This window comes from Streptomyces sp. NPDC052023, assembly GCF_044548465.1.
GTDB lineage: Bacteria > Actinomycetota > Actinomycetes > Streptomycetales > Streptomycetaceae > Streptomyces.
Map to the genome: position 1 here is coordinate 326,903 of NZ_JBIUBW010000002.1, position 21,212 is coordinate 348,114.

A 21,212-nucleotide genomic window follows, 5' to 3' on the forward strand; every position below is an offset into this window, starting at 1 on the left:
GTCGGTCGGTGGGGTCGTCGTGGACGTGCGTGGGGTCGGACGAGTGTCCGGCGGTGGGGCGGTGGTGCGCGGGCTGGCGTCGGGGCGGGAGCTGCGCTGGGGCGGGGCTGGGTGGCCGTCGGGGCGGGAGCTGCGCTGCGTCGGGGCGGGGACGGCCGTCCGGGCGGGAGCCCGGTTTTCCGGGTCAGGTCACGTGGTTCACGCGGTCCAGTGACGACAAGGGCCCGGGGTCAGGGCCGGACCAGGAGCGCCGGATACCTTCCGCTTGCCCGCGTGGCCGGTGCCGCGACGGAGGTGGAGTGGTCGGCCGGCTGCTGTTGGTGCGGGATGGCCATGCGGCCGGGCCGGGCGTTCCAGCAGCCGTCGCGCAGGGTCAGTGTGACCGCGGACAGGGGCGGAACCCCGAGGTGCCAGAAGGCGCGTGCAGGTGCGGACAGGGCGTGGACCAGTGCGGCACGGACGACGGCGGCCTCGGTGATCGCGAGTATGCGGCCCGTGCCGGTAGGGAGAGAACTCAGCCACCCCGCCGTCCGACGGCAGAGCCCGGCGACGGACTCGCCCCCGTGGGGCGCTGCGTCGGGATCCGTCAGCCAGGCGGAGAAGCCGAGGGGGTCTTCGGCCACGACGTCCTCATGCCGGCGGCCGTACCAGCTGCCGTAGTCGAGGTCGCGCAGGGCGCTCTCGGGCCTGGCCGTGATCGCGAGGGCCTCGGCGGCCCGTGCACAGGGGGTGGAGGGCGCCCGGAGCGCCAGTGAGTAAGCCGGAAGGAGGGTTTCCGTGACCCTGGCGTCCACGTCCCACCGTCCGCAGTCGTTCAGGGCGCCGTCTCCGAAGACCGGGCCGTCGCTGCCGTCCGCGCCGGTCATGCACAGCATCGTCACTCGCACAGTCACCATCCGACCTCCTTGTCCGATCGGTACGCGACACTGCCGGGCGGTTGTGCGATCAAGCCGGCAGGCTGGCGGCCGCTGAACATACACTCCGGCGGGCCGCGCGGGGATGAGCGGGTCCGCCGGATGGCACCACGATATGGATCATGTGGATCACGCAAGCCCTGAGGGAGATCGAGGGCGACCGCGGCACTTGGCTACAAGACTCCAGGAAGCGTGCCGGTTCAACCATCCGGCAGGTGGCCGGACCTACCCCGCCGACCGGGGGGCACGTGTCCGCCGGTGGGCGGGGCGGCCGGCCGGGACGGTGTGGCTGGGCGGGGCAATGTGGCTCGGCGGGTCGGTGGGGCTCGGTGGGGTGGGCGGGGTGGGCGGGGGTGAGGCCGGGGCTGGTCCGGGGGGGTGCCAGGGCTCGGATCATTACGCGGTCCCGCTTCGGTGGTTTTCCACAGGTGGGGAGTTGTCCACAGGGTCTGACGGGATGCGGCGAGCGGTTGTACGGTCGGCACGAGTTGATGTTCGGGCGAGTCACGGGGGAGGCGGTCGTGGTGACCGAGGCCGGTGTGCGGGATGCGGGTTCCGGGGCGGTGCGGATTCCGCGGGTGCGGGGCTTCGCCGAGCGGTCGGCCGAGGGCGCGCGCTCGCCGAAGGCGGAGGGGAAGGCCCTGCGCGAGCGGGTCCCGAGGCGCGCCCACGCCACCCTCGACGTCGACGGCGCGAGGCCGGACGCGGTGGCCGCGGTCGAGGAGTCCAACCAGGGCCGGATTCCCGGGCTCACGCCGATAAGGGTGGGCAGGATGGTGGCCACGCCGTTCGCCTTCCTGCGCGGAGCCGCGGGCCTCATGGCGTACGACCTCGCCCGCACCCCCATGACCCGCATCCGCGCCCAGATCTGCGGCGACGCGCACGCGGCCAACTTCGGCCTGTACGGCGACGCCCGAGGCGGCCTGGTCATCGACCTGAACGACTTCGACGAGACGGTGCACGGCCCCTGGGAGTGGGACCTCAAGCGGCTCGCCGCCTCGCTGGTGCTCGCGGGCCGGGCGGCGGGCGCCGACGAGGACACCTGCCGGGCGGCCGCCCATGACGCGGCCGGCGCCTACCGCCGCACCATGCGGCTGCTGGCCAAGCTCCCGGTGCTCGACGCGTGGAACGCCATCGCGGACGAGGAGCTGGTCTCCCACACCGACGCCCACGATCTGCTCGGCACGCTCGAGAGGGTCTCGGAGAAGGCGCGGGCCAACACCAGCGGGCGGTTCGCGGCCCGGTCGACCGAGCCGGCCGAGGAGGGCGGCCGGCGGTTCGTGGACGCGCTGCCCGTGCTTCGCCGCGTCCCGGACGCCGAGGCGGCGGCGGTGGCGGCGTCGCTGGAGGAGTATCTGACGACGCTGTCGGAGGACCGGCTGCCGCTGCTGTCCCGGCACGCGGTGCACGACGTGGCGTTCCGCATCGTCGGCACGGGCAGCGTCGGCCTGCGTTCGTACGTCGTCCTGCTGCTGGACCACCGCGGTGAGGCGCTGATCCTCCAGGTGAAGGAGGCACGCGACTCGGCACTGCTGCCGCATCTGCGGACGGCCGGGTTCGAGACGCAGCCTGTCGATCACGAGGGCCGGCGGGTGGTCCTCGGGCAGAAGCGGATGCAGGTCGTCAGCGACATCCTGCTGGGCTGGACGACCGTCGAGGGCCGCCCCTTCCAGGTCCGCCAGTTCCGCAACCGCAAGGGCAGCGTGGACCCCGCGGCGCTCTCCGCCGACCAGCTCGACGACTACGCCCGCATGACCGGCGCGCTGCTGGCCCGCGCCCACTCCCACAGCGCCGACCCGCGCCTGATCTCCGGTTACTGCGGCAAGAACGAGGAGCTGGACGAAGCGATCGCCACGTTCTCCGTCGCGTACGCCGACCGGACCGAGGCCGATCACTCTGCGCTGGTGACGGCGGTGCGGGCAGGGAGGATCGCGGCGGAGACGGCGGTGTGAGCGACGTGGCGGACGTGGTGGGCCCCTTGAGGAGCACGCGGTGAAGTACGCCGAGCCCCTGCGAGGCCGGCGACTTCGCGTGAGTCAGTCGCGTGAGTCAGTCGCGGGCGTCAGTCGCGGGAGTCATCGGCCCGGCACGAGGTGTGAGGCCGATGCTCCGAAGGCGGACGCGGTGTGGCCTACGCTGGTCGGGTGACGACCCCGGAAGCTGAGCAGGGTGGTGTCGCCGGTGAGGCGCGGGCGACGCCCGAGGACGGCGCGCCCCGGCCCGAGGAGCGGCTGGAGCGGGCCGTGCGGGCGGCCGAGCAGGCGCTGATCGAGTACGAGATCGCGGTGGAGACCTTCCGGGTCGAGATCGAGAACTTCTCCCGGCTGCACCACCAGAAGCTCGGACCGATGTACGCCCGCCTCGAAGAGCTGGACGCGCGGATAGCCGAGGCGAAGGCGGCCCGGAGCGGCGACCCCGAGGACGTGCGCCGCGCACAGGAGCTGCGGGCGCGGGTGCTGCCCATGCCCTCCGTGGAGGAGCTGTTCCACGGCTGGATGGACGGCGACGGCCTGTTCCCCGAGGCCGCCGCCATGCTCACGGACCAGCCGGTCCGGCCCCCGCAGCGGGTGCGCCCGAGCGAGGAGGCCCGCCGCCTCTACCGCGACCTGGCCCGTAAGGCCCACCCCGACCTCGGGCAGGAGGAGGGCGAGCGGAAGCGGCGTGAGGAGTTCATGACCCGCGTGAACACCGCCTACGCCCGCGGCGACGAGGCCCTGCTGCGCGAGCTGTCCGAGGAGTGGGCCGCCGGACCGGTGCCCGAGGAGCACCGCCCGAGCCGCAGCGAGGAGCTGTACGCCCGGCTGGAGTGGCTGGCCCAGCGAAAGGAACTGCTCACGGTCGTCGCCCGGGAGCTGGAGGAGGGCGCCATCGGCTCCATGCTCCGGCTGGCGCCGGACGACCCGGACCGCCTGCTCGACGAGATCGCCGAGCAGCTGCTGAGGGAGGTCGCGGGGCGTGAGGCGGAACTGGCGTCGCTGATCGACCAGTGATCGGTCCGGCCAGGCTGTCCTCCCGTCGCCGGGGGCGGTTCGGGTAGCGTCGGGACCATGAATTTCGGAGCTGTTCCCACGGTCGGGGTCACCGACCTCAAGGACGACGACTTCCTGCTGGACGTCCGTGAGGACGAGGAGTGGCAGGCGGGCCACGCCGCGAGGGCGCTGCACCTTCCCATGAGCGAGTTCGTGGCCCGGTACGGCGAGCTGACCGAGGCCGCCCCGCGGGACGGCCGCGTCCATGTGATCTGCCGCTCCGGCGGCCGTTCGGCGCAGGTCGCGATGTACCTCAACCAGCAGGGCATCGACGCCGTGAATGTCGCAGGCGGCATGGAGGCGTGGCAGGCGACCGGACGACCGGTGGTCACGGACGCCGGGGAGCCGGGGGCAGTGGTCTAGGGGCTGCCCGTGGCGGCCGGGAGGCGGTCGTCCAGGCGTGAGGCCGGGCCGGGGCAGCGGTCCGGGCTGCCCGTGGCGGCCGGGGCCTCGTCGGTCGGGCGTGAGCTTGAGCAGAGGGCAGGGGGGTCGAGCCCGCGTGTGATGGGCTGCGCGTCGTCGTTCGGGCGTGAGCTTGAGCGGCGGCCCCGGCCAGCGGTGAGCGACGCCGCGTGGCCCCGGTGCGGCTCCGCAGGGCATCGGCTCTGTAAGGGGCGTCGCACGCGTCCTGCTGCTCGGCGCCCCCGTGTCGCCCTGCCGCCCCTTGACGGCGCTCAGGGGCTTCAGCCCGGTGCGTGTGCCGCCAGCAGATCGCCCAAGGCCTCCTCGTGCGCCGCCGCCGGGCCGAGGGACAGTTCGAGATGCTTGGCCCAGGCGTGGTACCGGTGCAGCGGGTAGTCGACGTCGGCCCCGAAGCCGCCGTGCAGATGCTGTGCGGTCTGCACCACCCGCCGTACCCCCTCCGCCGCCCAGATCTTGGCGACCGCCACATCCCCGGCGGCGGGCAACGCCCCCGGCGCTCCCGAGCTGATTCGCCACGCCGCCTGCCACAGCGTCGCCTCCATCGCCCGCAGGTCGATGTAGCGGTCGGCGGCCTGCACGGCGACGGCCTGGAACGTCGCGATCGGGTGGCCGAACTGCTCCCGCTTCCCGGTGTACTCGCCGGTCATCCGCAGCACCCGCTCCCCGAGCCCCAGCGCCAGCGCACATGTCCCGGTCGTCAAGAGCTCCCGCAGCCATTCCCAGGCGCCGTCGGCCACGATGACGTACTCCTCCGGCACGCGCGCCGACTCCAGCCGCAGCTCCCCGAGCCGCTCGCCGTTGGTCGCGAACTGCTCGGCCGGCCGGGCACCTTCGTGTCCCCGGGGGACGAGGGCGAGCACGCTCCGGTCGGCGCCGGTGTGCGCCGGTACGACGGTGAAGTCGGCGTCGTACACCCACGGCACCGCGGTCTGCACCCCGTCCAGGACCCAGCCCTCCCCGTCCGGGCGAGCGGTCACCGCCTGCTCGGCGGGATCGTGGCCGCCGGTGCGTCCCTGCGCGGCGACGGTCAGCACGACCTCGCCCCGGCCGGCCCGTGCGAGCAGCGCCGACTTCAACTCCGCACCGCCGTAGGCCTGTACGGCCGCCAGCGCGGCGCTGCTCTCGAGCAGCGGCACCCGCGCCAGCACCTTCCCCGCCTCGCGCAGCATCAGACACAGCGCGACGGGGTCGAGGCCCGCACCGCCGAACTCCGGGTCGAGCAGCAGGCCCAGCAGATCCGCGTCGGCGAGCCTGCCCCACAGGGCGCGGTCGAAGTCGTCGGCCACGGCGCCCCTGGACAGCGTGGGGCTCGGCACCGTGTCCGGTGCGACGTCGGCGAACACCCCCCGTGCCGCCTCGGCCGCCGCCTGCTGCTCCTCGGTGAAGGTGAAGTCCACGGTCCTGTCCTCCCGGCGGCTCCGGCTGTCTGACGGAGCGTCAAGATAGAACAGGTTCTAGGAGAAGGGAATGGGCCCGGACGCCCCGGGTGGCTGCCCCGCAAGGAGCCGGCGCAGGCGTCCGGAGCCGGCTCATCGGTCGAAGTCCAGCTCCACCTTCTCCGTCACCGGATGCGACTGGCAGGCCAGCACATAGCCCGCCTCCGTCTCCTCGCGTTCCAGCGCGAAGTTGCGGTCCATCCGCACCTCTCCGGAGACCAGGAATGCCCGGCAGGTGCCGCACACCCCGCCCTTGCAGGCGTAGGGCGCGTCAGCACGGTTGCGCAGCACCGTCTCCAGCAGCGATTCACCGGCCTGGACCGGCCAGGTCCCGCCGCGGCCGTCGAGCCGCGCGGTCACCGTGCTGTGGGCGGGCGTGGCCGCCGGGGCGGCCGCCGGAGCCGCGTCCACATGGAAGATCTCCTCGTGGATACGGCCGCGCGGCACCTCGAGTCCGCGCAGCGCCCGCTCGGCCTCCTGCACCAGCCCGTACGGCCCGCACAGGAACCAGCCCGCCACGTCGGCCATCGGCAGCAGCGCCGGAAGCAGTCCCGTGAGCCGCTCCCTGTCCAGCCGTCCGGACGGCAGACCCGCCTGCTGCTCCTCCCGGGAGAGCACCGTCACCAGCTGGAACCGCTCGGGGAAGCGGTCCTTCAGGTCGGCGACCTCCTCCAGGAACATCGTCGAGGCGGACGTCCGGTCGCTGCGGATCAGGCAGAACCGGGCCGCGGGCTCGCACGTCAGCAGTGTCGTCGCGATCGACAGCACGGGTGTGATGCCACTGCCGCCGACGATCGCGGCGTAGAGCCCGGGCGCGGGGTCGAGGGTGAAGCGGCCGGCCGGTGTCATCACCTCCAGCTCGTCGCCGATGTTGATCTCCTTCAGCGCGTACGTGGAGAAGGCCCCGCCTTCCACCAGCCGCACGCCTACCCGCAGAGCACGCGGCCCCGCGCCATCCCGCGGTGCCGGGGAGCAGATCGAGTACGTCCGCCGGATGTCGACGCCGTCGACCGTCCGCCGCAGGGCGATGTGCTGCCCGGGCGCGTACCGGAACTCCTCGCACAGCTCCTCGGGGACCGCGAGCGTCACGGCCACGGAGTCGTCGGTGAGCCGGTCGACCGCGGTCACCCGGAGCGTGTGGAAGCGGGCCATCACAACTCCTTGAAGTGGTCGAACGGTTCACGGCAGGCCAGGCAACGGCGCAGCGCCTTGCACGCCGTGGAGGAGAAGCGGCTCAGCAACTCGGTGCCGGCGGAGCCGCAGCGCGGGCAGCGCACGGGTTCCGCGGTGACCGGGTCCTCGGTGACCGTGCGCGTCGGGCCCAGCGCCAGCGGCACCGGCCCGGACTCCGCGCGCACCCGGGGTGGGGCGATGCCGAACTCCCGCAGCTTGCGGCGGCCTTCGGGGGTGATGTCGTCGGTCGACCAGGGCGGCGTGAGCACCGTGCGCACGGTGACCTCCCGTACCCCGTGCTCGTGCAGCGCCCGCTCTATGTCCAGGGACATGGCCTCGATGGCGGGGCAGCCCGTGTACGTCGGGGTCAGCTCGACGTCGACCGCGTCCTCGCCGCGCAGGTGCAACGCGCGCAGGACGCCGAGCTCGCGCAGGGTGAGGACCGGCAGCTCGGGATCGGGCACCGAGCCGGCGATCGCGATGAGCTCCTCCTCCAGGGCGGTGGTGGTCACCATGACGCCCCCGGGTGGCTGCGGTGCAGATGCTGCATCTCGGCGAGCATCCGCCCGAACGACTCGGTGTGCAGGCCCTGCCGGCCCGCGCCCGCACTCCACGCCCCCGACCGCGGCCCCTCGGGGACCGTGAGCGTGGCGCGGTGCAGTACCTCGCCGATCGACTCCAGCCAGGCCGCCTCCAGCTGCTCGCCGTCCACGTCCAGCCCCTCCAGGGGCTGGAACATCTCGCCGGTGAACCGCCACAGCGACGCGCAGGCCCGCGTCATGCGCTCATGGCTCTCGTCCGTGCCGTCCCCGAGCCGGAGGGTCCACTGCTGGGCGTGGTCGCGGTGGTAGGCGACCTCCTTGACGGCCTTCGCGGCGAGCGGGGCGAAGGGGCCGTCGCCGATGGCCAGTTCGCCGTACAACAGGTGCTGGTAGGTCGAGAAGTACAGCTGGCGGGCGATGGTGTGGGCGAAGTCGCCGTTCGGCTGCTCCACCAGCTGGAGGTTGCGGAAGGCGCGCTCCTCGCGCAGATACGCCAGCTCGTCCTCGTCGCCGATCAGCGACAACAGCACTCGGGCCTGTCCGAGCAGGTCCAGCGCGATATTGGCGAGGGCGACCTCCTCCTCCAGGACCGGGGCGTGACCGGCCCACTCCCCCAGGCGGTGGGAGAGCACCAGGGCGTCGTCGCCCAGCGCGAGGGCGGCGGTCGTGGGAACCGTCGTGGTCACAGGTGCTGCACCCCCTCGGGGATCTCGTAGAACGTCGGATGGCGGTAGGGCTTGTCGGCGGCCGGCTCGAAGAACGGGTCCTTCTCGTCCGGGGAGGACGCCGTGACGGCGGCGGAGGGCACGACCCAGATGGAGACGCCCTCACCGCGCCGGGTGTACAGATCGCGCGCGTTGCGCAGGGCCAGCTCCGCGTCGGGGGCGTGCAGGCTCCCGGCGTGGGTGTGGGAAAGGCCCCGGCGCGAGCGCACGAAGACCTCCCACAGGGGCCAGTCGGTGTTCGTCATGCGCGCGTTGCTCCCGTCTCGCTGTGCTTGACCGTGTACGCCGCGGCCGCCTCCCGAACCCATGCGCCCTCCTCGTGGGCCCGCCTGCGCTGGGTGATGCGCTGCTCGTTGCACGGGCCGTTGCCCTTGAGGACGTCCCAGAACTCCGTCCAGTCGATCGCCCCGAAGTCGTGGTGCCCGCGCTCCTCGTTCCACCGGAGGTCCGGGTCGGGGAGGGTGAGGCCGAGGGACTCGGCCTGGGGGACGCAGATGTCGACGAAGCGCTGGCGCAGCTCGTCGTTCGAATGCCGCTTGATCTTCCAGGTCATCGACTGCGCCGAGTGCTGCGACTCGTCGTCGGGCGGGCCGAACATCATCAGGGACGGCCACCACCAGCGGTCCACCGCGTCCTGCGCCATCGCGTGCTGCTCGGGGGTGCCGCGGCTGAGGGCGAGCAGCAGCTCGTACCCCTGGCGCTGGTGGAAGGACTCCTCCTTGCAGATACGGACCATCGCGCGCGCGTAGGGACCGTAGGAGCAGCGGCACAGCGGCACCTGGTTGGTGATCGCGGCGCCGTCCACCAGCCAGCCGATCGCGCCGACGTCCGCCCAGGTCAGGGTCGGGTAGTTGAAGATCGAGGAGTACTTCTGGCGGCCGCTGTGCAGCTTGTCGAGGAGCTCGTCGCGGCTGGTGCCGAGGGTCTCCGCCGCGCTGTACAGGTACAGCCCGTGGCCGGCCTCGTCCTGGACCTTGGCCATCAGGATGGCCTTGCGGCGCAGCGAGGGCGCGCGGGTGATCCAGTTGGCCTCCGGCTGCATGCCGATGATCTCGGAGTGCGCGTGCTGGGCGATCTGCCTCACCAGCGTCGCCCGGTACGCGTCGGGCATCCAGTCACGCGGCTCGATGCGCTCCTCGGCGGCCACGGCGGCGTCGAAGGCGTGCTCGTACCCGGCGGTGCTGTCCCCGTCGGTGTGCGATGCCGTGTGGTCCGTCCTCTGCGCGGCTGCTGTCGCCATGTGGCCCCCTCGACCTGTGGGTCTGTCCGGAGCACGCTCCCGACCGATCGTTCGGTTCGTGCGATTCCATGGTCGGACGGGCGCCGTAAGGTGTCAACCGCTGTGGAAAACCCCGCGCGGCTGTGGACGAGCTGATCGAAGGGGCTGTGCCCGACGGGTCGGCCTGAGTACCGTTCGCGTGCGAGGGGGCTGCCGGCGGCGGAGTGGACCGGATCGGGAACGGAATCGGGGCGGAATGGACGCGCAGGGCGCGAAGGATTCGTACGACAGGGGGGCGTACGACAGGGAGGCGAGCGACCCGCACGCGCGGGGCGAGCCGGGCGCAGCCCCTGACGCGCGCGAGCCCCTGCCGGAGTCCCGCACCGGCGTCGCCGCCCTCTCGCCGCGCTATCAGGTCGGCGTCGCGCTGGCCCTCGCCGTCGTGGCGATCGCCGTCTGTGTGCACATCGGGATGGTCTTCCTGCACGTCGCCCCGTCGAACACGGTCACCAAGCAGCACAGCGAAGCGATCGACGACTGGATCTACCCGGAGTTCGAGCAGAACTGGAAGCTGTTCGCGCCCAACCCGCTCCAGCAGAACATCGCCGTCCAGGTCCGTGCCCAGATCCGGACGGGTGACGGCAGCAGCCGCGTCACCGGCTGGTACGACCTGTCCGCACGGGACGGCGAGGCCATCGACGGCAATCCGCTGCCGAGCCACACCCAGCAGAACGAGCTGCGCCGCGCCTGGGACTTCTTCACCGCCACCCACGACGCCGGCAACCGCCCCTCGGGACTTCGTGGCGCCCTGAGCGAGACGTACGTGCGCCGGATCGTCGTGCTGCGCCTGGACCGCGCGGAGGCCGCCGGGCCGGGCGGCGTCGTCGAGCGGGTCCAGATCCGCTCGCGGACGACCGCCGTCCGCCCGCCCGCGTGGAGCGAGGAGCGGATCTCGCTCGCGCCGGTGTACCGGGAGCTGCCCTGGTGGACGGTGCCGCGTGACGAGGCCGAGGGAGGCACCCGGTGAGCCGCTTCACCCTGGCCGTCTCCCGTGGCATCGCCCGGGTCACCGGATCCGCCCTCGGCCCGTACCAGACCGCCGTGATCCGGATCGGTTTCGCCGCGACCTGGCTGCTGTTCCTGCTGCGGGAGGTCCCGCACCGCCACGAGCTGTACGGCCCCGACGGCCCGTGGGGCTGGGATCTGGCCGAGCAGCTGGTCGGCCAGAACGGCGCCTTCACCGCCCTGCTGTGGTCCGACGGTCAGCTGTGGTTCGAGACCGTCTACGCGCTCGGTGTGCTCTCCAGCCTGCTGCTGATGCTGGGCTGGCGGACCCGCACCATGTCCGTGCTCTTCATGGCCGGTGTGCTCTCGCTGCAGAACCGCAGCGTCTTCATGGGCGACGGCGGCGACAACGTCCTGCACCTGATGTGCATCTACCTGGTCTTCACCCGGTGCGGGCAGGTGTGGTCGCTGGACGCGCGCCGTGCGCGCCGCACGCGCGAGGCACGCGCGCGTGGGGAGCGTGTCACCGATCGGACGGGCCCGCTGCTGTGGGGCGTGTTCGGGCTCGTGCTGACCGTCGTGACCGCGGCCGGCCGGATGGACGGCGACTGGCTGGTGCCGGCGCTGCTGTGGGGCGCGTGGGTGGCGCAGTGCCTGTGGTGGTTCGCCGGGCGCCTCACCCGCACCGGTGAGCCGCGGATCATGCTCGACGTGATCGCCAGCATCCTGCACAACGGCGCGCTGTTCGTGATCATGGCCGAGGCCTGCCTGATCTACGCCACGGCCGGCTGGTACAAGATCCAGGGCTCCCGCTGGCAGGACGGCACCGCCGTCTACTACCCCCTGCAGCTCGAGTACTTCTCGCCCTGGCCCGCCCTGGCCGACCTGATGTCCGCCAGCGGCACCATCGTCATGCTCGTGACGTACGGGACGGTGATCGTCCAGGTCGCCTTCCCGTTCACACTGCTCAACCGGCGGGTCAAGAACGTCCTGCTGACTGCCATGATCATCGAGCACGCCGTGATCGCCGTGGTGCTCGGGCTGCCGTTCTTCTCGCTGGCGATGATCGCGGCGGACGCGGTCTTCCTGCCGACGTCGTTCCTGCGCCGCCTCGGCGGCTTGACGGCACGCGCGCGGGGACGGCTGCCCCGGGGCGTGCTGCCGAAGGTGCCCGCCCAGCGGACGCCGGACACCGCCGATCAGCACGGGGACACCGAACAGACCCACGTAGGCTTCACGGCATGAATGACCCCGCGGACAGCGGCACCGGCGGCTCCGCGCAGCGGCTGGTGAGCGACTGGCACCGGCTCGCCGGCACCTCGGTGCTGCTGGACGGCTTCCACGCCCTCAAGCACGCCCTGCGCTTCGGCGCCGAGGTGCCCCTCGCCGTCACCGCCGACCGCGCGGCCACGCTCGCCCTCGCCGACGAGCTCGCTCCGGACCTGCGGCAGCCGCTGGCCGCGTTGCTCACCGAGGTCCCGGAGCCGGTGTACGCCTCCCTGGTGCCGCGCCCGCACCCCACCGCCGTGGCCGCCCTGGCCGTACGGCCGTCCCGCGAGGGCAATCTGCGGACGCTGGCCCGCACCCCCCGCACCGCCCCCGTCGTGGTCCTTGACCAGCCGCGCAACCTGGGCAACGCGGGGGCCGTGATCCGGCTCGCGGCCGGCTTCGGGGCGACCGGCGTGGTCACGACGGGCACGCTCGACCCCTGGCATCCCACGGTCGTCCGTGGGGGCGCCGGGCTGCACTTCGCGACCGCCGTGGAGCGGCTGGACGTGGGGGAGCTGCCGCCCGGCCCGCTGTTCGCCCTCGACCCGGAGGGCGAGGACATCCGTGGCCTGAAGCTGCCGGCCGACGCCCTGCTCGCCTTCGGCTCGGAGCGCAGCGGCCTGTGCGCGTCCGTACGCGCGCGTGCGGACCATCTGGTGGCGTTGCCGATGCGCCCCCAGGTCTCCAGCTACAACCTCGCGACCAGCGTGGCCATGACGCTGTACCACTGGAGCGCCACCGGGGGCGCGGCGGCCTGAGAGGTCACGCCTCCCGGCGTACCTCCACCACGCGGAACCGGTTCGCCACGAACGCCCCGTCGGTGAGCGCCGAGTTGGCCGCCGGGTTGCCGCCCGAGCCGTGGAAGTCGGAGAAGGCGGCCGTCTGGTTGACGTACACCCCGCCGGTCAGGTTCAGCGAGAGCTGCGCGGCCTCTTCCAGGCAGGCCTCCTCGATCGCCCGCTCGACGTCCTCGTCGGTCGTGTACGCCCCGACGGTCATCGCGCCCTTCTCCCGGACGGTCCGGCGCAGCAGCTCCACCGCGTCGGCCGCCGAGTCGACCGCGACGGCGAAGGCGACCGGGCCGAAGCACTCGCTCATGTACGCGGCCTCGTCGTCCGGCTTGGCGCCGTCCAGCTTCACGACCACGGGCGTGCGGACCACCGCACCCGGGAAGTCGGGGTTGGTGATCTCACGGGAGGCGAGTGCGACTTCGCCGAGGCCGGCGGCGGCTTCCAGGCGGGCCTTGACGTCGGGGTTGACGATGGCGCCGAGCAGGGCGTTCGCGCGCGCGTCGTCGCCCAGCAGGCCGTCGACGGCCTGGGCGAGGTCGGCGGCCACCTCGTCGAAGGACTTCGGTCCCTGGTCGGTGCGGATGCCGTCCCGGGGGATGAGAAGGTTCTGGGGGGTGGTGCACATCTGGCCGCTGTACAGCGACAGCGAGAACGCCAGGTTGGACAGCATCCCCTTGTAGTCGCCGGTCGACTCGACGATCACCGTGTTGACGCCGGCCTTCTCGGTGTAGACCTGCGCCTGACGGGCGTTGGCCTCCAGCCAGTCGCCGAACGCCGTCGAGCCGGTGTAGTCGATGATCCGGATCTCCGGGCGGACGGCGAGGGTCTTGGCGATGCCCTCACCGGGCCGCTCGGCTGCCAGGGCGACCAGGTTCGGGTCGAAGCCGGCCTCCGTGAGCACCTGGCGCGAGACCTGCACGGTGAGCGCGAGCGGCAGCACAGCGCGCGGGTGGGGCTTCACCAGGACGGCGTTGCCGGTGGCGAGCGAGGCGAACAGGCCCGGGTAGCCGTTCCACGTGGGGAAGGTGTTACAGCCGATCATGAGGGCGATGCCGCGCGGGACCGCCGTGAAGCGCTTGGTCAGCGCGAGCGGGTCGCGCTTGCCCTGCGGCTTGGTCCACTCCGCGGTGTCGGGGGTGCGGACCTGCTCCACGTACGCGTACGCCACCGCTTCCATGCCGCGGTCCTGCGCGTGCGGGCCACCCGCCTGGAACGCCATCATGAACGCCTGGCCGGAGGTGTGCATGACCGCGTGCGCGAACTCGTGCGTCCGGTCGCTGATCCGCTTGAGGATCTCCAGGCAGACCATCGCGCGCAGTTCCGGCCCCGCGTCGCGCCAGGCGCGCTGCCCGGCCCGCATGGCGGGCAGCAGCACGTCGACGTCCGCGTGCGGGTAGCTGATGCCCAGATCGAGGCCGTACGGGGAGACCTCGCCGCCCACCCAGTCGTCTGTGCCCGGCTGGTCCAGATCGAGGCGGGTGCCGAGCAGGGCGTCGAAGGCGGCCTTGCCCGCGGCCGCGTCCAGGCTGCCGTTCTCCCCGTAGGCCTTCGGGTGCTCGGGGTGCGGGGACCAGTACGCGCGTGTGCGGATGGCTTCCAGCGCCTGGTCGAGGGTGGGCCGGTGCTGGGCGATCAGCTCGTGCGCGGTGAGTTCGGCGGCCATGCGGGACCAACTCCTCGTCTTGTGAGCTCTTCGTCGAGCTCATGACCTGGGCAGAAACATGGGCAGGATCAGGCGGTCAGAGTTAGAGTAACCGAACGATCGGTCGGTTCAAGGGGGTCCGCCGCATCTGTGGAAAACCCCGTGCGGGAGGATCGCGTTCATGACAGCACTCGACCTCAGCAGCCCGGTGGCCGTCGTCGGCAGCGGCACCATGGGCCAGGGCATCGCCCAGGTGGCGCTGGTCGCGGGCCACCCCGTACGGCTGTACGACGCCGTCCCCGGGCGCGCCCGTGAAGCCGCCGAAGCGATCGGCGCCCGGCTCGACCGGCTCGTCGAGAAGGAGCGGCTCAGCGGTGCCGACCGGGACGCCGCACGCGCCCGTCTGCTCCCCGCCGAAAGCCTCGCCGAGCTCGCCGACTCCGCCCTCGTCGTCGAGGCCGTCCTGGAACGGCTGGACGTCAAGCAGCATCTGCTGCGCGAGCTGGAGGACTTCGTCGCCGAGGACTGTCTGCTCGCGACCAACACCTCCTCGCTGTCGGTGACCGCCATCGGCGGCGGACTGCGCGCCCCGGGCCGCTTCGTCGGCCTGCACTTCTTCAACCCCGCTCCACTGCTGCCGCTGGTCGAGGTGGTCTCCGGGTTCGCCACCGACGTCACCTCGGCCACACGCGCGTACGAGACGGCCCGCGCCTGGGGCAAGACGCCGGTGGCCTGCGCCGACACCCCCGGCTTCATCGTCAACCGCATCGCCCGGCCCTTCTACGCCGAGAGCTTCGCCGTCTACGAGGCGCACGGCGCCGACCCCGCCACCATCGACGCCGTGCTGCGCGAGTGCGGCGGGTTCCGCATGGGCGCCTTCGAACTGACCGACCTGATCGGGCAGGACGTCAACGAGTCCGTGACGCGGTCCGTGTGGCAGTCCTTCTTCCAGGACGTCCGTTTCACGCCGTCGCTCGCCCAGCGCCGCCTGGTCGAGTCCGGTCGGCTCGGCCGCAAGTCCGGGCAGGGCTGGTACGACTACCGGGAGGGCGCCGAGCGCGCCGAACCGCACACCGCGGAAACCGTCCGGCCGCCCGCGCACGTCGTCGCGGAGGGCGACCTGGGTCCCGCGTCCGAGCTGCTCGCCCTGATCCGTGAGGCGGGAATCCAGGTCCGCGAGGAGGAAGAGGACCACGGCACCCGGTTCGTGCTGCCCAGCGGCGGCCAGCTGGCCCTCGCCGACGGCCAGACCTCCGTGGAGTTCCGGGACGTCGTCTACTTCGACCTCGCCCTGGACTACCGCCGGGCCACCCGCATCGCCCTGTCCGCGTCCCAGGACACCTCCCCGCAGACCCTCGCCGAGGCCACCGGCCTGTTCCAGGCGCTCGGCAAGAAGGTCAGCGTCATCGGCGACGTCCCCGGCATGATCGTCGCCCGCACGGTCGCGCGGATCGTCGACCTCGCCCACGACGCCGTCGCCAAGGGCGTCGCCACGGAGGAGGACGTCGACACCGCGATGCGCCTGGGCGTCAACTACCCGCTCGGCCCCTTCGAATGGAGCCGCCGGCTCGGCCGCAACTGGGCGTACGCCCTCCTGGACGACCTGCACCTGCGCGACCCCTCGGGGCGCTACGCCCCCTCCCTCGCGCTCTACCGCCACGCGTACGCCTCCGACAAGCGGGAGGGCAGCACGTCATGACCACCGCGAAGCGCGACACGTACACCCCGGAGACGCTGCTGTCGGTCGCCGTGCGGGTCTTCAACGAGCGCGGCTACGACGGCACCTCCATGGAGCATCTCTCCAAGGCGGCCGGCATCTCCAAGTCGTCGATCTACCACCACGTCACCGGCAAGGAGGAGCTGCTGCGCCGGGCCGTGAGCCGGGCGCTGGACGAGCTCTTCGGGATCCTCGGCGAGGAGCACGCGCGCGTGGGGCGGGCGTCCGGGCGGCTGGAGTACGTCGTCCGGCGCATGGTCGAGGTGCTCATCGCCGAACTGCCGTACGTGACGCTGCTGCTGCGGGTGCGCGGCAACACGGACACCGAACGGTGGGCGCTGGAGCGGCGCCGCGACTTCGACCACCGGGTCGCCGAGTTGCTGAAGGCGGCCGCCGCGGAGGGGGACGTGCGCGGTGACGTGGAGGTGCGGCTGGCCACGAGGCTGGTCTTCGGCATGATCAACTCGATCGTCGAGTGGTACCGGCCGGACGGGCGGGGCATGGGGGAGCGCGAAGTGGCGGACGCGGTCACGCAGTTGGTGTTCGAGGGGCTGCGCCGGGCGGGCCGGGACGTGAGTACGCGCGCGGGGACCGGCTGAGTACGCCGTCCGATGCCACGGCCGGGTGGCGGTGGTCGACTCGGGCGCATGGTTCACGACGACGCCCCTCCGCAGCCCCGTCCGCCACGCACCCCACGTGGTGGAGGGCGCCCCTGGTGGCCTCCTCGTCGGGCCTGCCGCTGCTCGTCCTGCAATACCGGTGGTTCGCCTCCCATGACGGCCCCGGCGCCTTCGCAGGCGTGCTCCACTGGGCCACCGGCATGCTCGTCCTCGCCTGGCTGCTGCCGCACCGCCGGTCCCTGCGCGGGCCGCGGACGGCGGCGGCGGGCGCGGGGCTCGGCTGTGCGCTGCTGCCCCTGACGTCCGCGATCCTGCTGGGCGCCGCGACGGCCTCCGGCTGACGGGCTTCAGCCCTGCGGCTCCAGGTCCTCCTCCTCGAACACCAGCAGGGTGCGCGTGCTGAGCACCTCGGGGATCGCCTGGAGCCGGGTGAGCACCACCTCGCGCAGCGCCCGGTTGTCCGGGGTGTGCACCAGCAGCAGCACATCGAAATCGCCCCCGACGAGGGCGATGTGGGAGGCGCCGGGGAGCTGTCTGAGCTGCTCCCGCACGGTGCGCCAGGAGTTCTGGACGATCTTCAGGGTGATGTACGCCGATGTCCCCTGGCCGGCACGCTGGTGGTCGACGCGGGCCCCGAAGCCACGGATGACTCCGTCCTCGACGAGCCGGTTGATGCGCGCGTAGGCGTTGGCCCGTGAGACGTGCACGCGCTCGGCGACGGACCGTATCGACGAGCGGCCGTCGGCCTGGAGCATCCGCAGGATGTCCTGGTCGATGGCGTCGAGGGGACGCGGCGGCGGCAGGGCGGCACCGGTGTCCTGCCCTTCGGCCATTTGTTCAGATGCCATGTCCCCCCACCTCTCTACCATGGACGTACTGCGTCCATCTCAGGTTGTGGAGAACCGTTTGTCCACAGCCCTGGGTCGCCTGTAGCCAAAATGTGCCGTCGACCGAACAATCGGTAGGTGAGGCGCATCACAGACGCGCGCCTCCCCGAAGCCGCTCCCACGAGGAGGTGCCGTCATGACGGTCATGGAGCAGCGCGGCGCGTATCGGCCGTCGCCGCCGCCCGCCTGGCAGCCCCGCACAGACCCCACGCCGCTGCTGCCCGACGCGGCTCCGTACCGCGTGCTCGGCACCGAGGCCGTGGCGAAGGCCGACCCCGAGCTGCTGCGCCTGCTGTACGCGCAGCTGGTGCGCGGCCGCCGGTACAACGCGCAGGCGACCGCCCTCACCAAGCAGGGCCGCCTCGCCGTCTACCCGTCCAGCACCGGCCAGGAGGCCTGCGAGGTCGCCGCCGCGCTGGCCCTTGAGGACCGTGACTGGCTCTTCCCCAGCTACCGCGACACCCTCGCCGCCGTCGTCCGCGGCGTCGACCCCGTCGACGCGCTCACCCTGCTGCGCGGCGACTGGCACACCGGCTACGACCCGCACGCCCATCGCGTCGCCCCCTTGTGCACCCCGCTCGCCACCCAGCTGCCGCACGCCGTCGGCCTCGCGCACGCCGCCCGCCTGAAGGGCGACGACGTGGTCGCGCTGGCGATCGTCGGCGACGGCGGCACCAGCGAGGGCGACTTCCACGAGGCGCTGAACTTCGCCGCGGTATGGCAGGCACCGGTCGTCTTCCTGGTCCAGAACAACGGCTTCGCGATCTCCGTCCCGCTCGCCAAGCAGACCGCCGCGCCCTCCCTGGCCCACAAGGCCGTCGGGTACGGCATGCCGGGCCGCCTGGTCGACGGCAACGACGCCGCCGCAGTGCACGAGGTCCTCACCGACGCCGTGCGCCACGCGCGCGCTGGAGGCGGCCCGACGCTCGTCGAGGCGGTCACGTACCGCCTGGAGGCGCACACGAACGCCGACGACGACAAGCGCTACCGCCCCGACGGCGAGCTCGACGTCTGGCGGGAGCACGACCCCGTCACGCTCCTGGAGCGGGAGCTGACCGAGCGCGGCTGGCTCGACGAGGCCGCAAGGCAGGCCGCGCGCGAGGACGCCGAGGAGCTCGCCGCCGACATGCGCGCCCGCCTGAACCAGGACCCCCGGCTCGACCCCATGGAGCTGTTCGCCCACGTCTACGCCGAGCCGACCCCGCAGCTGCGCGAGCAGCAGGCCCTGCTGCGGGCCGAGCTGGCGGCCGGGCAGGAGGAGGAGCTGTCATGACCACGGTTGCCGTGAAGCCCGCGACCATGGCCCAAGCCCTCACCCGCGCGCTGCGCGACTCCATGGCCGCCGACCCGTCCGTGCACGTCATGGGCGAGGACGTCGGCACCCTCGGCGGCGTCTTCCGCGTCACCGACGGCCTCGCCGAGGAGTTCGGCGAGGACCGCTGCACGGACACCCCGCTCGCCGAGGCCGGCATCCTCGGCACGGCCGTCGGCATGGCGATGTACGGGCTCAGGCCGGTCGTCGAGATGCAGTTCGACGCGTTCGCCTACCCGTCGTTCGAGCAGCTCGTCAGCCATGTGGCGCGCATGCGCAACCGCACCCGTGGGGCGATGCCCCTGCCGATCACCATCCGTGTCCCCTACGGCGGCGGCATCGGCGGCGTCGAGCACCACAGCGACTCCTCCGAGGCGTACTACGTGGCGACTCCGGGGCTCCACGTCGTCACGCCCGCGACCGTCGCCGACGCCTACGGCCTGCTGCGTGCCGCGATCGCCTCCGACGACCCGGTCGTCTTCCTCGAGCCCAAGCGTCTGTACTGGTCGAAGGACGCCTGGAACCCGGAGGAGCCGGAAACCGTTGAACCCATCGGCCGCGCGGTGGTGCGGCGCTCCGGCAGGAGCGCCACGCTCATCACGTACGGCCCGTCGGTACCCGTCTGCCTCGAAGCCGCCGAGGCGGCCAGGGCCGAGGGATGGGACCTCGAAGTCGTCGACCTGCGCTCCCTGGTGCCGTTCGACGACGAGACGGTCTCGGCCTCGGTACGACGGACCGGGCGAGCGGTCGTCGTCCATGAGGCGGGCGGGTTCGGCGGACCGGGCGGTGAGATCGCGGCCCGGGTCACGGAGCGCTGCTTCCACCACCTGGAGGCGCCGGTGCTGCGTGTGGCAGGGTTCGACATCCCCTACCCGCCGCCGATGCTGGAGAGGCACCATCTTCCCGGCGTCGACCGCATCCTGGACGCCGTGGCGCGTCTGCAATGGGAGGCCGAGAGCTGATGGCACAGGTGCTGGAGTTCAAGCTCCCCGACCTCGGAGAAGGGCTCACCGAGGCGGAGATCGTGCGGTGGCTGGTGCGGGTCGGCGACGTCGTCGCCGTCGACCAGCCGGTCGTCGAGGTCGAGACGGCCAAGGCGATGGTCGAGGTCCCCTGCCCGTACGGCGGCGTGGTCACGGCCCGCTTCGGGGAGGAGGGCGAGGAGCTCCCCGTGGGGGCGCCACTGCTGACCGTGGCCGTGGGCGCGGAGGTCTCCGGCACGGCGGGCGAGGCCGACGGCGGCCCGGGGGCGGCCTCCGGGGCGGCTCAGGGCACGGGCACGGGTTCGGGTGAAGGTTCCAGCACCGTTTCCGCCAACGGCTCAGGCCCGCGGTCCGGTGCCGGCGCCGCCGCGGGTTCCGGCAACGTCCTGGTGGGCTACGGCACGGGCGCGCCCCCGGCGCGGCGTCGCAGGGTACGGCCGCAGACTCCCATAGCTCCCCAAAGGTCGGTGGAGACCCCGGATGCGCAGTCCGCTCCGGCACCCCGGACAGCCCGCGTCGACGACCACGTCAACGGCGACGGCAGCCGGGGCGAAGGCCCCGTGCCGGTGATCTCACCCCTCGTACGGCGCCTCGCCCGCGAGAACGGGCTGGACCTGCGGGAGCTGACGGGCTCCGGCCCCGACGGGCTGATCCTGCGCGCGGACGTGGAGTACGCGCTGCGTGCCGCCGCCGCGCAGGGCCGTTCCGCCCAGGCGCGGACCGAGCCGCACACACGCGTGGCTCCCGCGCAGTCCCTCGCACCGCACGCCGCTCCGGCGGAAACCGCCACCACGGCCGCCCCTGTCATCCCGGCTCCCACCTCCGGCATCCGCGTCCCGCTCAAGGGCGTCCGCGGCGCTGTGGCCGACAAGCTCTCCCGCAGCCGGCGGGAAATCCCGGACGCGACCTGCTGGGTGGACGCCGACGCGACGGAGCTGATGCGGGCGCGCACCGCGATGAACGCGGCGGGCGGCCCCAAGATCTCGCTGCTCGCCCTGCTGGCCCGGATCTGCACGGCCGCGCTCGCCCGCTTCCCCGAGCTGAACTCCACGGTGGACACGGCGGCCAGGGAGATCGTCCGGCTGGACGAGGTGCACCTGGGCTTCGCCGCGCAGACCGAGCGGGGACTGGTCGTCCCGGTCGTGCGGAACGCGCACACCTTGGATGCCGAGGGCCTGACCGCGGAGTTCGCCCGGCTGACCGAGGCGGGCCGGGCGGGCAGGCTCACTCCCGCGGATCTGACCGGCGGCACCTTCACGCTGAACAACTACGGCGTGTTCGGCGTCGACGGCTCCACGCCGATCATCAACCACCCCGAGGCGGCCATGCTCGGCGTCGGCCGGATCGTCCCCAAGCCCTGGGTGCACGAAGGTGAACTGGCGGTGCGGCAGGTCGTACAGCTGTCGCTCACCTTCGACCACCGGGTGTGCGACGGAGGCGTCGCGGGCGGCTTCCTGCGTCATGTCGCGGACTGCGTGGAACAGCCGGCGGTGCTGCTGCGCACCTTGTGATCGGGCGGTCCGCC

General features: G+C 72.7%; 21 protein-coding genes. 12 read left to right on the forward strand and 9 right to left on the reverse strand.

Going from position 1 to position 21,212, the window contains the following annotated elements:
• Positions 1 to 230: 230 nt before the first annotated feature.
• Positions 231 to 896, reverse strand: coding sequence for a histidine phosphatase family protein (locus ACIHCM_RS05615; protein WP_399889522.1), 666 nt, complete (start codon positions 894 to 896; stop codon positions 231 to 233).
• Between the two features lie 509 nt (positions 897 to 1,405).
• Here ACIHCM_RS05615 and ACIHCM_RS05620 point away from each other — a divergent pair.
• From ACIHCM_RS05620 to ACIHCM_RS05630, 3 genes are all read left to right on the forward strand, one after another.
• Positions 1,406 to 2,866 carry a DUF2252 domain-containing protein gene (locus tag ACIHCM_RS05620; RefSeq protein WP_399889525.1) on the forward strand — a complete coding sequence of 487 codons (1,461 nt, stop codon included), beginning with the start codon at positions 1,406 to 1,408 and terminating at the stop codon, positions 2,864 to 2,866.
• Between the two features lie 192 nt (positions 2,867 to 3,058).
• On the forward strand, positions 3,059 to 3,904 hold the full coding sequence (locus ACIHCM_RS05625) for a hypothetical protein (RefSeq protein ID WP_399889528.1): 846 nt from the start codon (positions 3,059 to 3,061) through the stop codon (positions 3,902 to 3,904).
• A 57-nt stretch (positions 3,905 to 3,961) separates the two neighbouring features.
• Positions 3,962 to 4,306: a rhodanese-like domain-containing protein gene (locus ACIHCM_RS05630; protein WP_399889531.1), complete on the forward strand. Its 345-nt coding sequence runs from the start codon at positions 3,962 to 3,964 to the stop codon at positions 4,304 to 4,306.
• A gap of 320 nt (positions 4,307 to 4,626) precedes the next feature.
• Here the strand turns inward: ACIHCM_RS05630 and ACIHCM_RS05635 are convergent, their stop codons facing one another.
• The 6 genes from ACIHCM_RS05635 to paaA all read right to left on the reverse strand — a co-directional run bounded on the left by ACIHCM_RS05635 (position 4,627) and on the right by paaA (position 9,482).
• Positions 4,627 to 5,763, reverse strand: coding sequence for an acyl-CoA dehydrogenase family protein (locus ACIHCM_RS05635; RefSeq protein WP_399889534.1), 1,137 nt, complete (start codon positions 5,761 to 5,763; stop codon positions 4,627 to 4,629).
• Between the two features lie 132 nt (positions 5,764 to 5,895).
• Entirely contained in the window at positions 5,896 to 6,954 is a 1,059-nt protein-coding gene (locus ACIHCM_RS05640; protein WP_399889537.1) for a 2Fe-2S iron-sulfur cluster-binding protein, read from the reverse strand.
• Complete coding sequence (paaD, locus tag ACIHCM_RS05645; RefSeq protein ID WP_399889540.1) at positions 6,954 to 7,490, reverse strand: 1,2-phenylacetyl-CoA epoxidase subunit PaaD; 537 nt, start codon at positions 7,488 to 7,490, stop codon at positions 6,954 to 6,956. The genes ACIHCM_RS05640 and paaD overlap by 1 nt, the downstream gene beginning before the upstream one ends.
• The gene (gene paaC, locus ACIHCM_RS05650; RefSeq protein ID WP_399889542.1) at positions 7,484 to 8,203 is read right to left on the reverse strand and encodes a 1,2-phenylacetyl-CoA epoxidase subunit PaaC; all 720 of its coding nucleotides are present in this window, start codon (positions 8,201 to 8,203) and stop codon (positions 7,484 to 7,486) included. Before paaC ends, paaD begins: the two co-directional genes overlap by 7 nt.
• Complete coding sequence (gene paaB, locus ACIHCM_RS05655; RefSeq protein WP_399889545.1) at positions 8,200 to 8,487, reverse strand: 1,2-phenylacetyl-CoA epoxidase subunit PaaB; 288 nt, start codon at positions 8,485 to 8,487, stop codon at positions 8,200 to 8,202. The genes paaC and paaB overlap by 4 nt, the downstream gene beginning before the upstream one ends.
• A complete protein-coding gene (paaA, locus tag ACIHCM_RS05660) occupies positions 8,484 to 9,482 on the reverse strand; it encodes a 1,2-phenylacetyl-CoA epoxidase subunit PaaA (protein WP_399889548.1) in 999 nt (332 codons plus the stop codon). The genes paaB and paaA overlap by 4 nt, the downstream gene beginning before the upstream one ends.
• 235 nt (positions 9,483 to 9,717) lie before the next feature.
• On the opposite strand from paaA, the gene ACIHCM_RS05665 reads away from it, so the two are divergent.
• Genes ACIHCM_RS05665 through ACIHCM_RS05675 form a run of 3 tightly spaced genes read left to right on the forward strand, consistent with a single transcriptional unit; the run spans position 9,718 to position 12,493 of the window.
• A complete protein-coding gene (locus ACIHCM_RS05665; protein ID WP_399889551.1) occupies positions 9,718 to 10,488 on the forward strand; it encodes a DUF5819 family protein in 771 nt (256 codons plus the stop codon).
• A complete protein-coding gene (locus ACIHCM_RS05670) occupies positions 10,485 to 11,711 on the forward strand; it encodes an HTTM domain-containing protein (RefSeq protein WP_399889554.1) in 1,227 nt (408 codons plus the stop codon). The genes ACIHCM_RS05665 and ACIHCM_RS05670 overlap by 4 nt, the downstream gene beginning before the upstream one ends.
• The gene (locus ACIHCM_RS05675; RefSeq protein WP_399889557.1) at positions 11,708 to 12,493 is read left to right on the forward strand and encodes a TrmH family RNA methyltransferase; all 786 of its coding nucleotides are present in this window, start codon (positions 11,708 to 11,710) and stop codon (positions 12,491 to 12,493) included. The genes ACIHCM_RS05670 and ACIHCM_RS05675 overlap by 4 nt, the downstream gene beginning before the upstream one ends.
• A 4-nt stretch (positions 12,494 to 12,497) precedes the next feature.
• On the opposite strand, the gene paaN is transcribed toward ACIHCM_RS05675, so the two are convergent.
• Positions 12,498 to 14,189, reverse strand: coding sequence for a phenylacetic acid degradation protein PaaN (paaN, locus tag ACIHCM_RS05680; RefSeq protein WP_399889561.1), 1,692 nt, complete (start codon positions 14,187 to 14,189; stop codon positions 12,498 to 12,500).
• A gap of 160 nt (positions 14,190 to 14,349) precedes the next feature.
• On the opposite strand from paaN, the gene ACIHCM_RS05685 reads away from it, so the two are divergent.
• From ACIHCM_RS05685 to ACIHCM_RS05695, 3 genes are all read left to right on the forward strand, one after another.
• A complete protein-coding gene (locus ACIHCM_RS05685) occupies positions 14,350 to 15,867 on the forward strand; it encodes a 3-hydroxyacyl-CoA dehydrogenase (RefSeq protein ID WP_399889564.1) in 1,518 nt (505 codons plus the stop codon).
• Positions 15,864 to 16,484 (forward strand): TetR/AcrR family transcriptional regulator, encoded by a 621-nt coding sequence (locus tag ACIHCM_RS05690; RefSeq protein WP_399889567.1) that lies wholly within the window; start codon positions 15,864 to 15,866, stop codon positions 16,482 to 16,484. Before ACIHCM_RS05685 ends, ACIHCM_RS05690 begins: the two co-directional genes overlap by 4 nt.
• A gap of 116 nt (positions 16,485 to 16,600) precedes the next feature.
• Positions 16,601 to 16,846, forward strand: a complete 246-nt coding sequence (locus ACIHCM_RS05695) for a hypothetical protein (protein ID WP_399889570.1) — start codon at positions 16,601 to 16,603, stop codon at positions 16,844 to 16,846.
• Between the two features lie 6 nt (positions 16,847 to 16,852).
• Here ACIHCM_RS05695 and ACIHCM_RS05700 read toward each other — a convergent pair whose 3' ends face one another.
• Positions 16,853 to 17,353: an Lrp/AsnC family transcriptional regulator gene (locus tag ACIHCM_RS05700; protein WP_393103310.1), complete on the reverse strand. Its 501-nt coding sequence runs from the start codon at positions 17,351 to 17,353 to the stop codon at positions 16,853 to 16,855.
• Positions 17,354 to 17,528: 175 nt separating this feature from the next.
• Here ACIHCM_RS05700 and pdhA point away from each other — a divergent pair, with 175 nt between their 5' ends.
• The 3 genes from pdhA to ACIHCM_RS05715 are packed head-to-tail and all read left to right on the forward strand — an operon-like array spanning position 17,529 to position 21,198.
• On the forward strand, positions 17,529 to 18,665 hold the full coding sequence (pdhA, locus tag ACIHCM_RS05705) for a pyruvate dehydrogenase (acetyl-transferring) E1 component subunit alpha (protein WP_399889573.1): 1,137 nt from the start codon (positions 17,529 to 17,531) through the stop codon (positions 18,663 to 18,665).
• Entirely contained in the window at positions 18,662 to 19,666 is a 1,005-nt protein-coding gene (locus ACIHCM_RS05710; protein ID WP_399889576.1) for an alpha-ketoacid dehydrogenase subunit beta, read from the forward strand. The genes pdhA and ACIHCM_RS05710 overlap by 4 nt, the downstream gene beginning before the upstream one ends.
• Positions 19,666 to 21,198 (forward strand): dihydrolipoamide acetyltransferase family protein, encoded by a 1,533-nt coding sequence (locus ACIHCM_RS05715; protein WP_399889579.1) that lies wholly within the window; start codon positions 19,666 to 19,668, stop codon positions 21,196 to 21,198. The genes ACIHCM_RS05710 and ACIHCM_RS05715 overlap by 1 nt, the downstream gene beginning before the upstream one ends.
• Positions 21,199 to 21,212 lie beyond the last annotated feature (14 nt).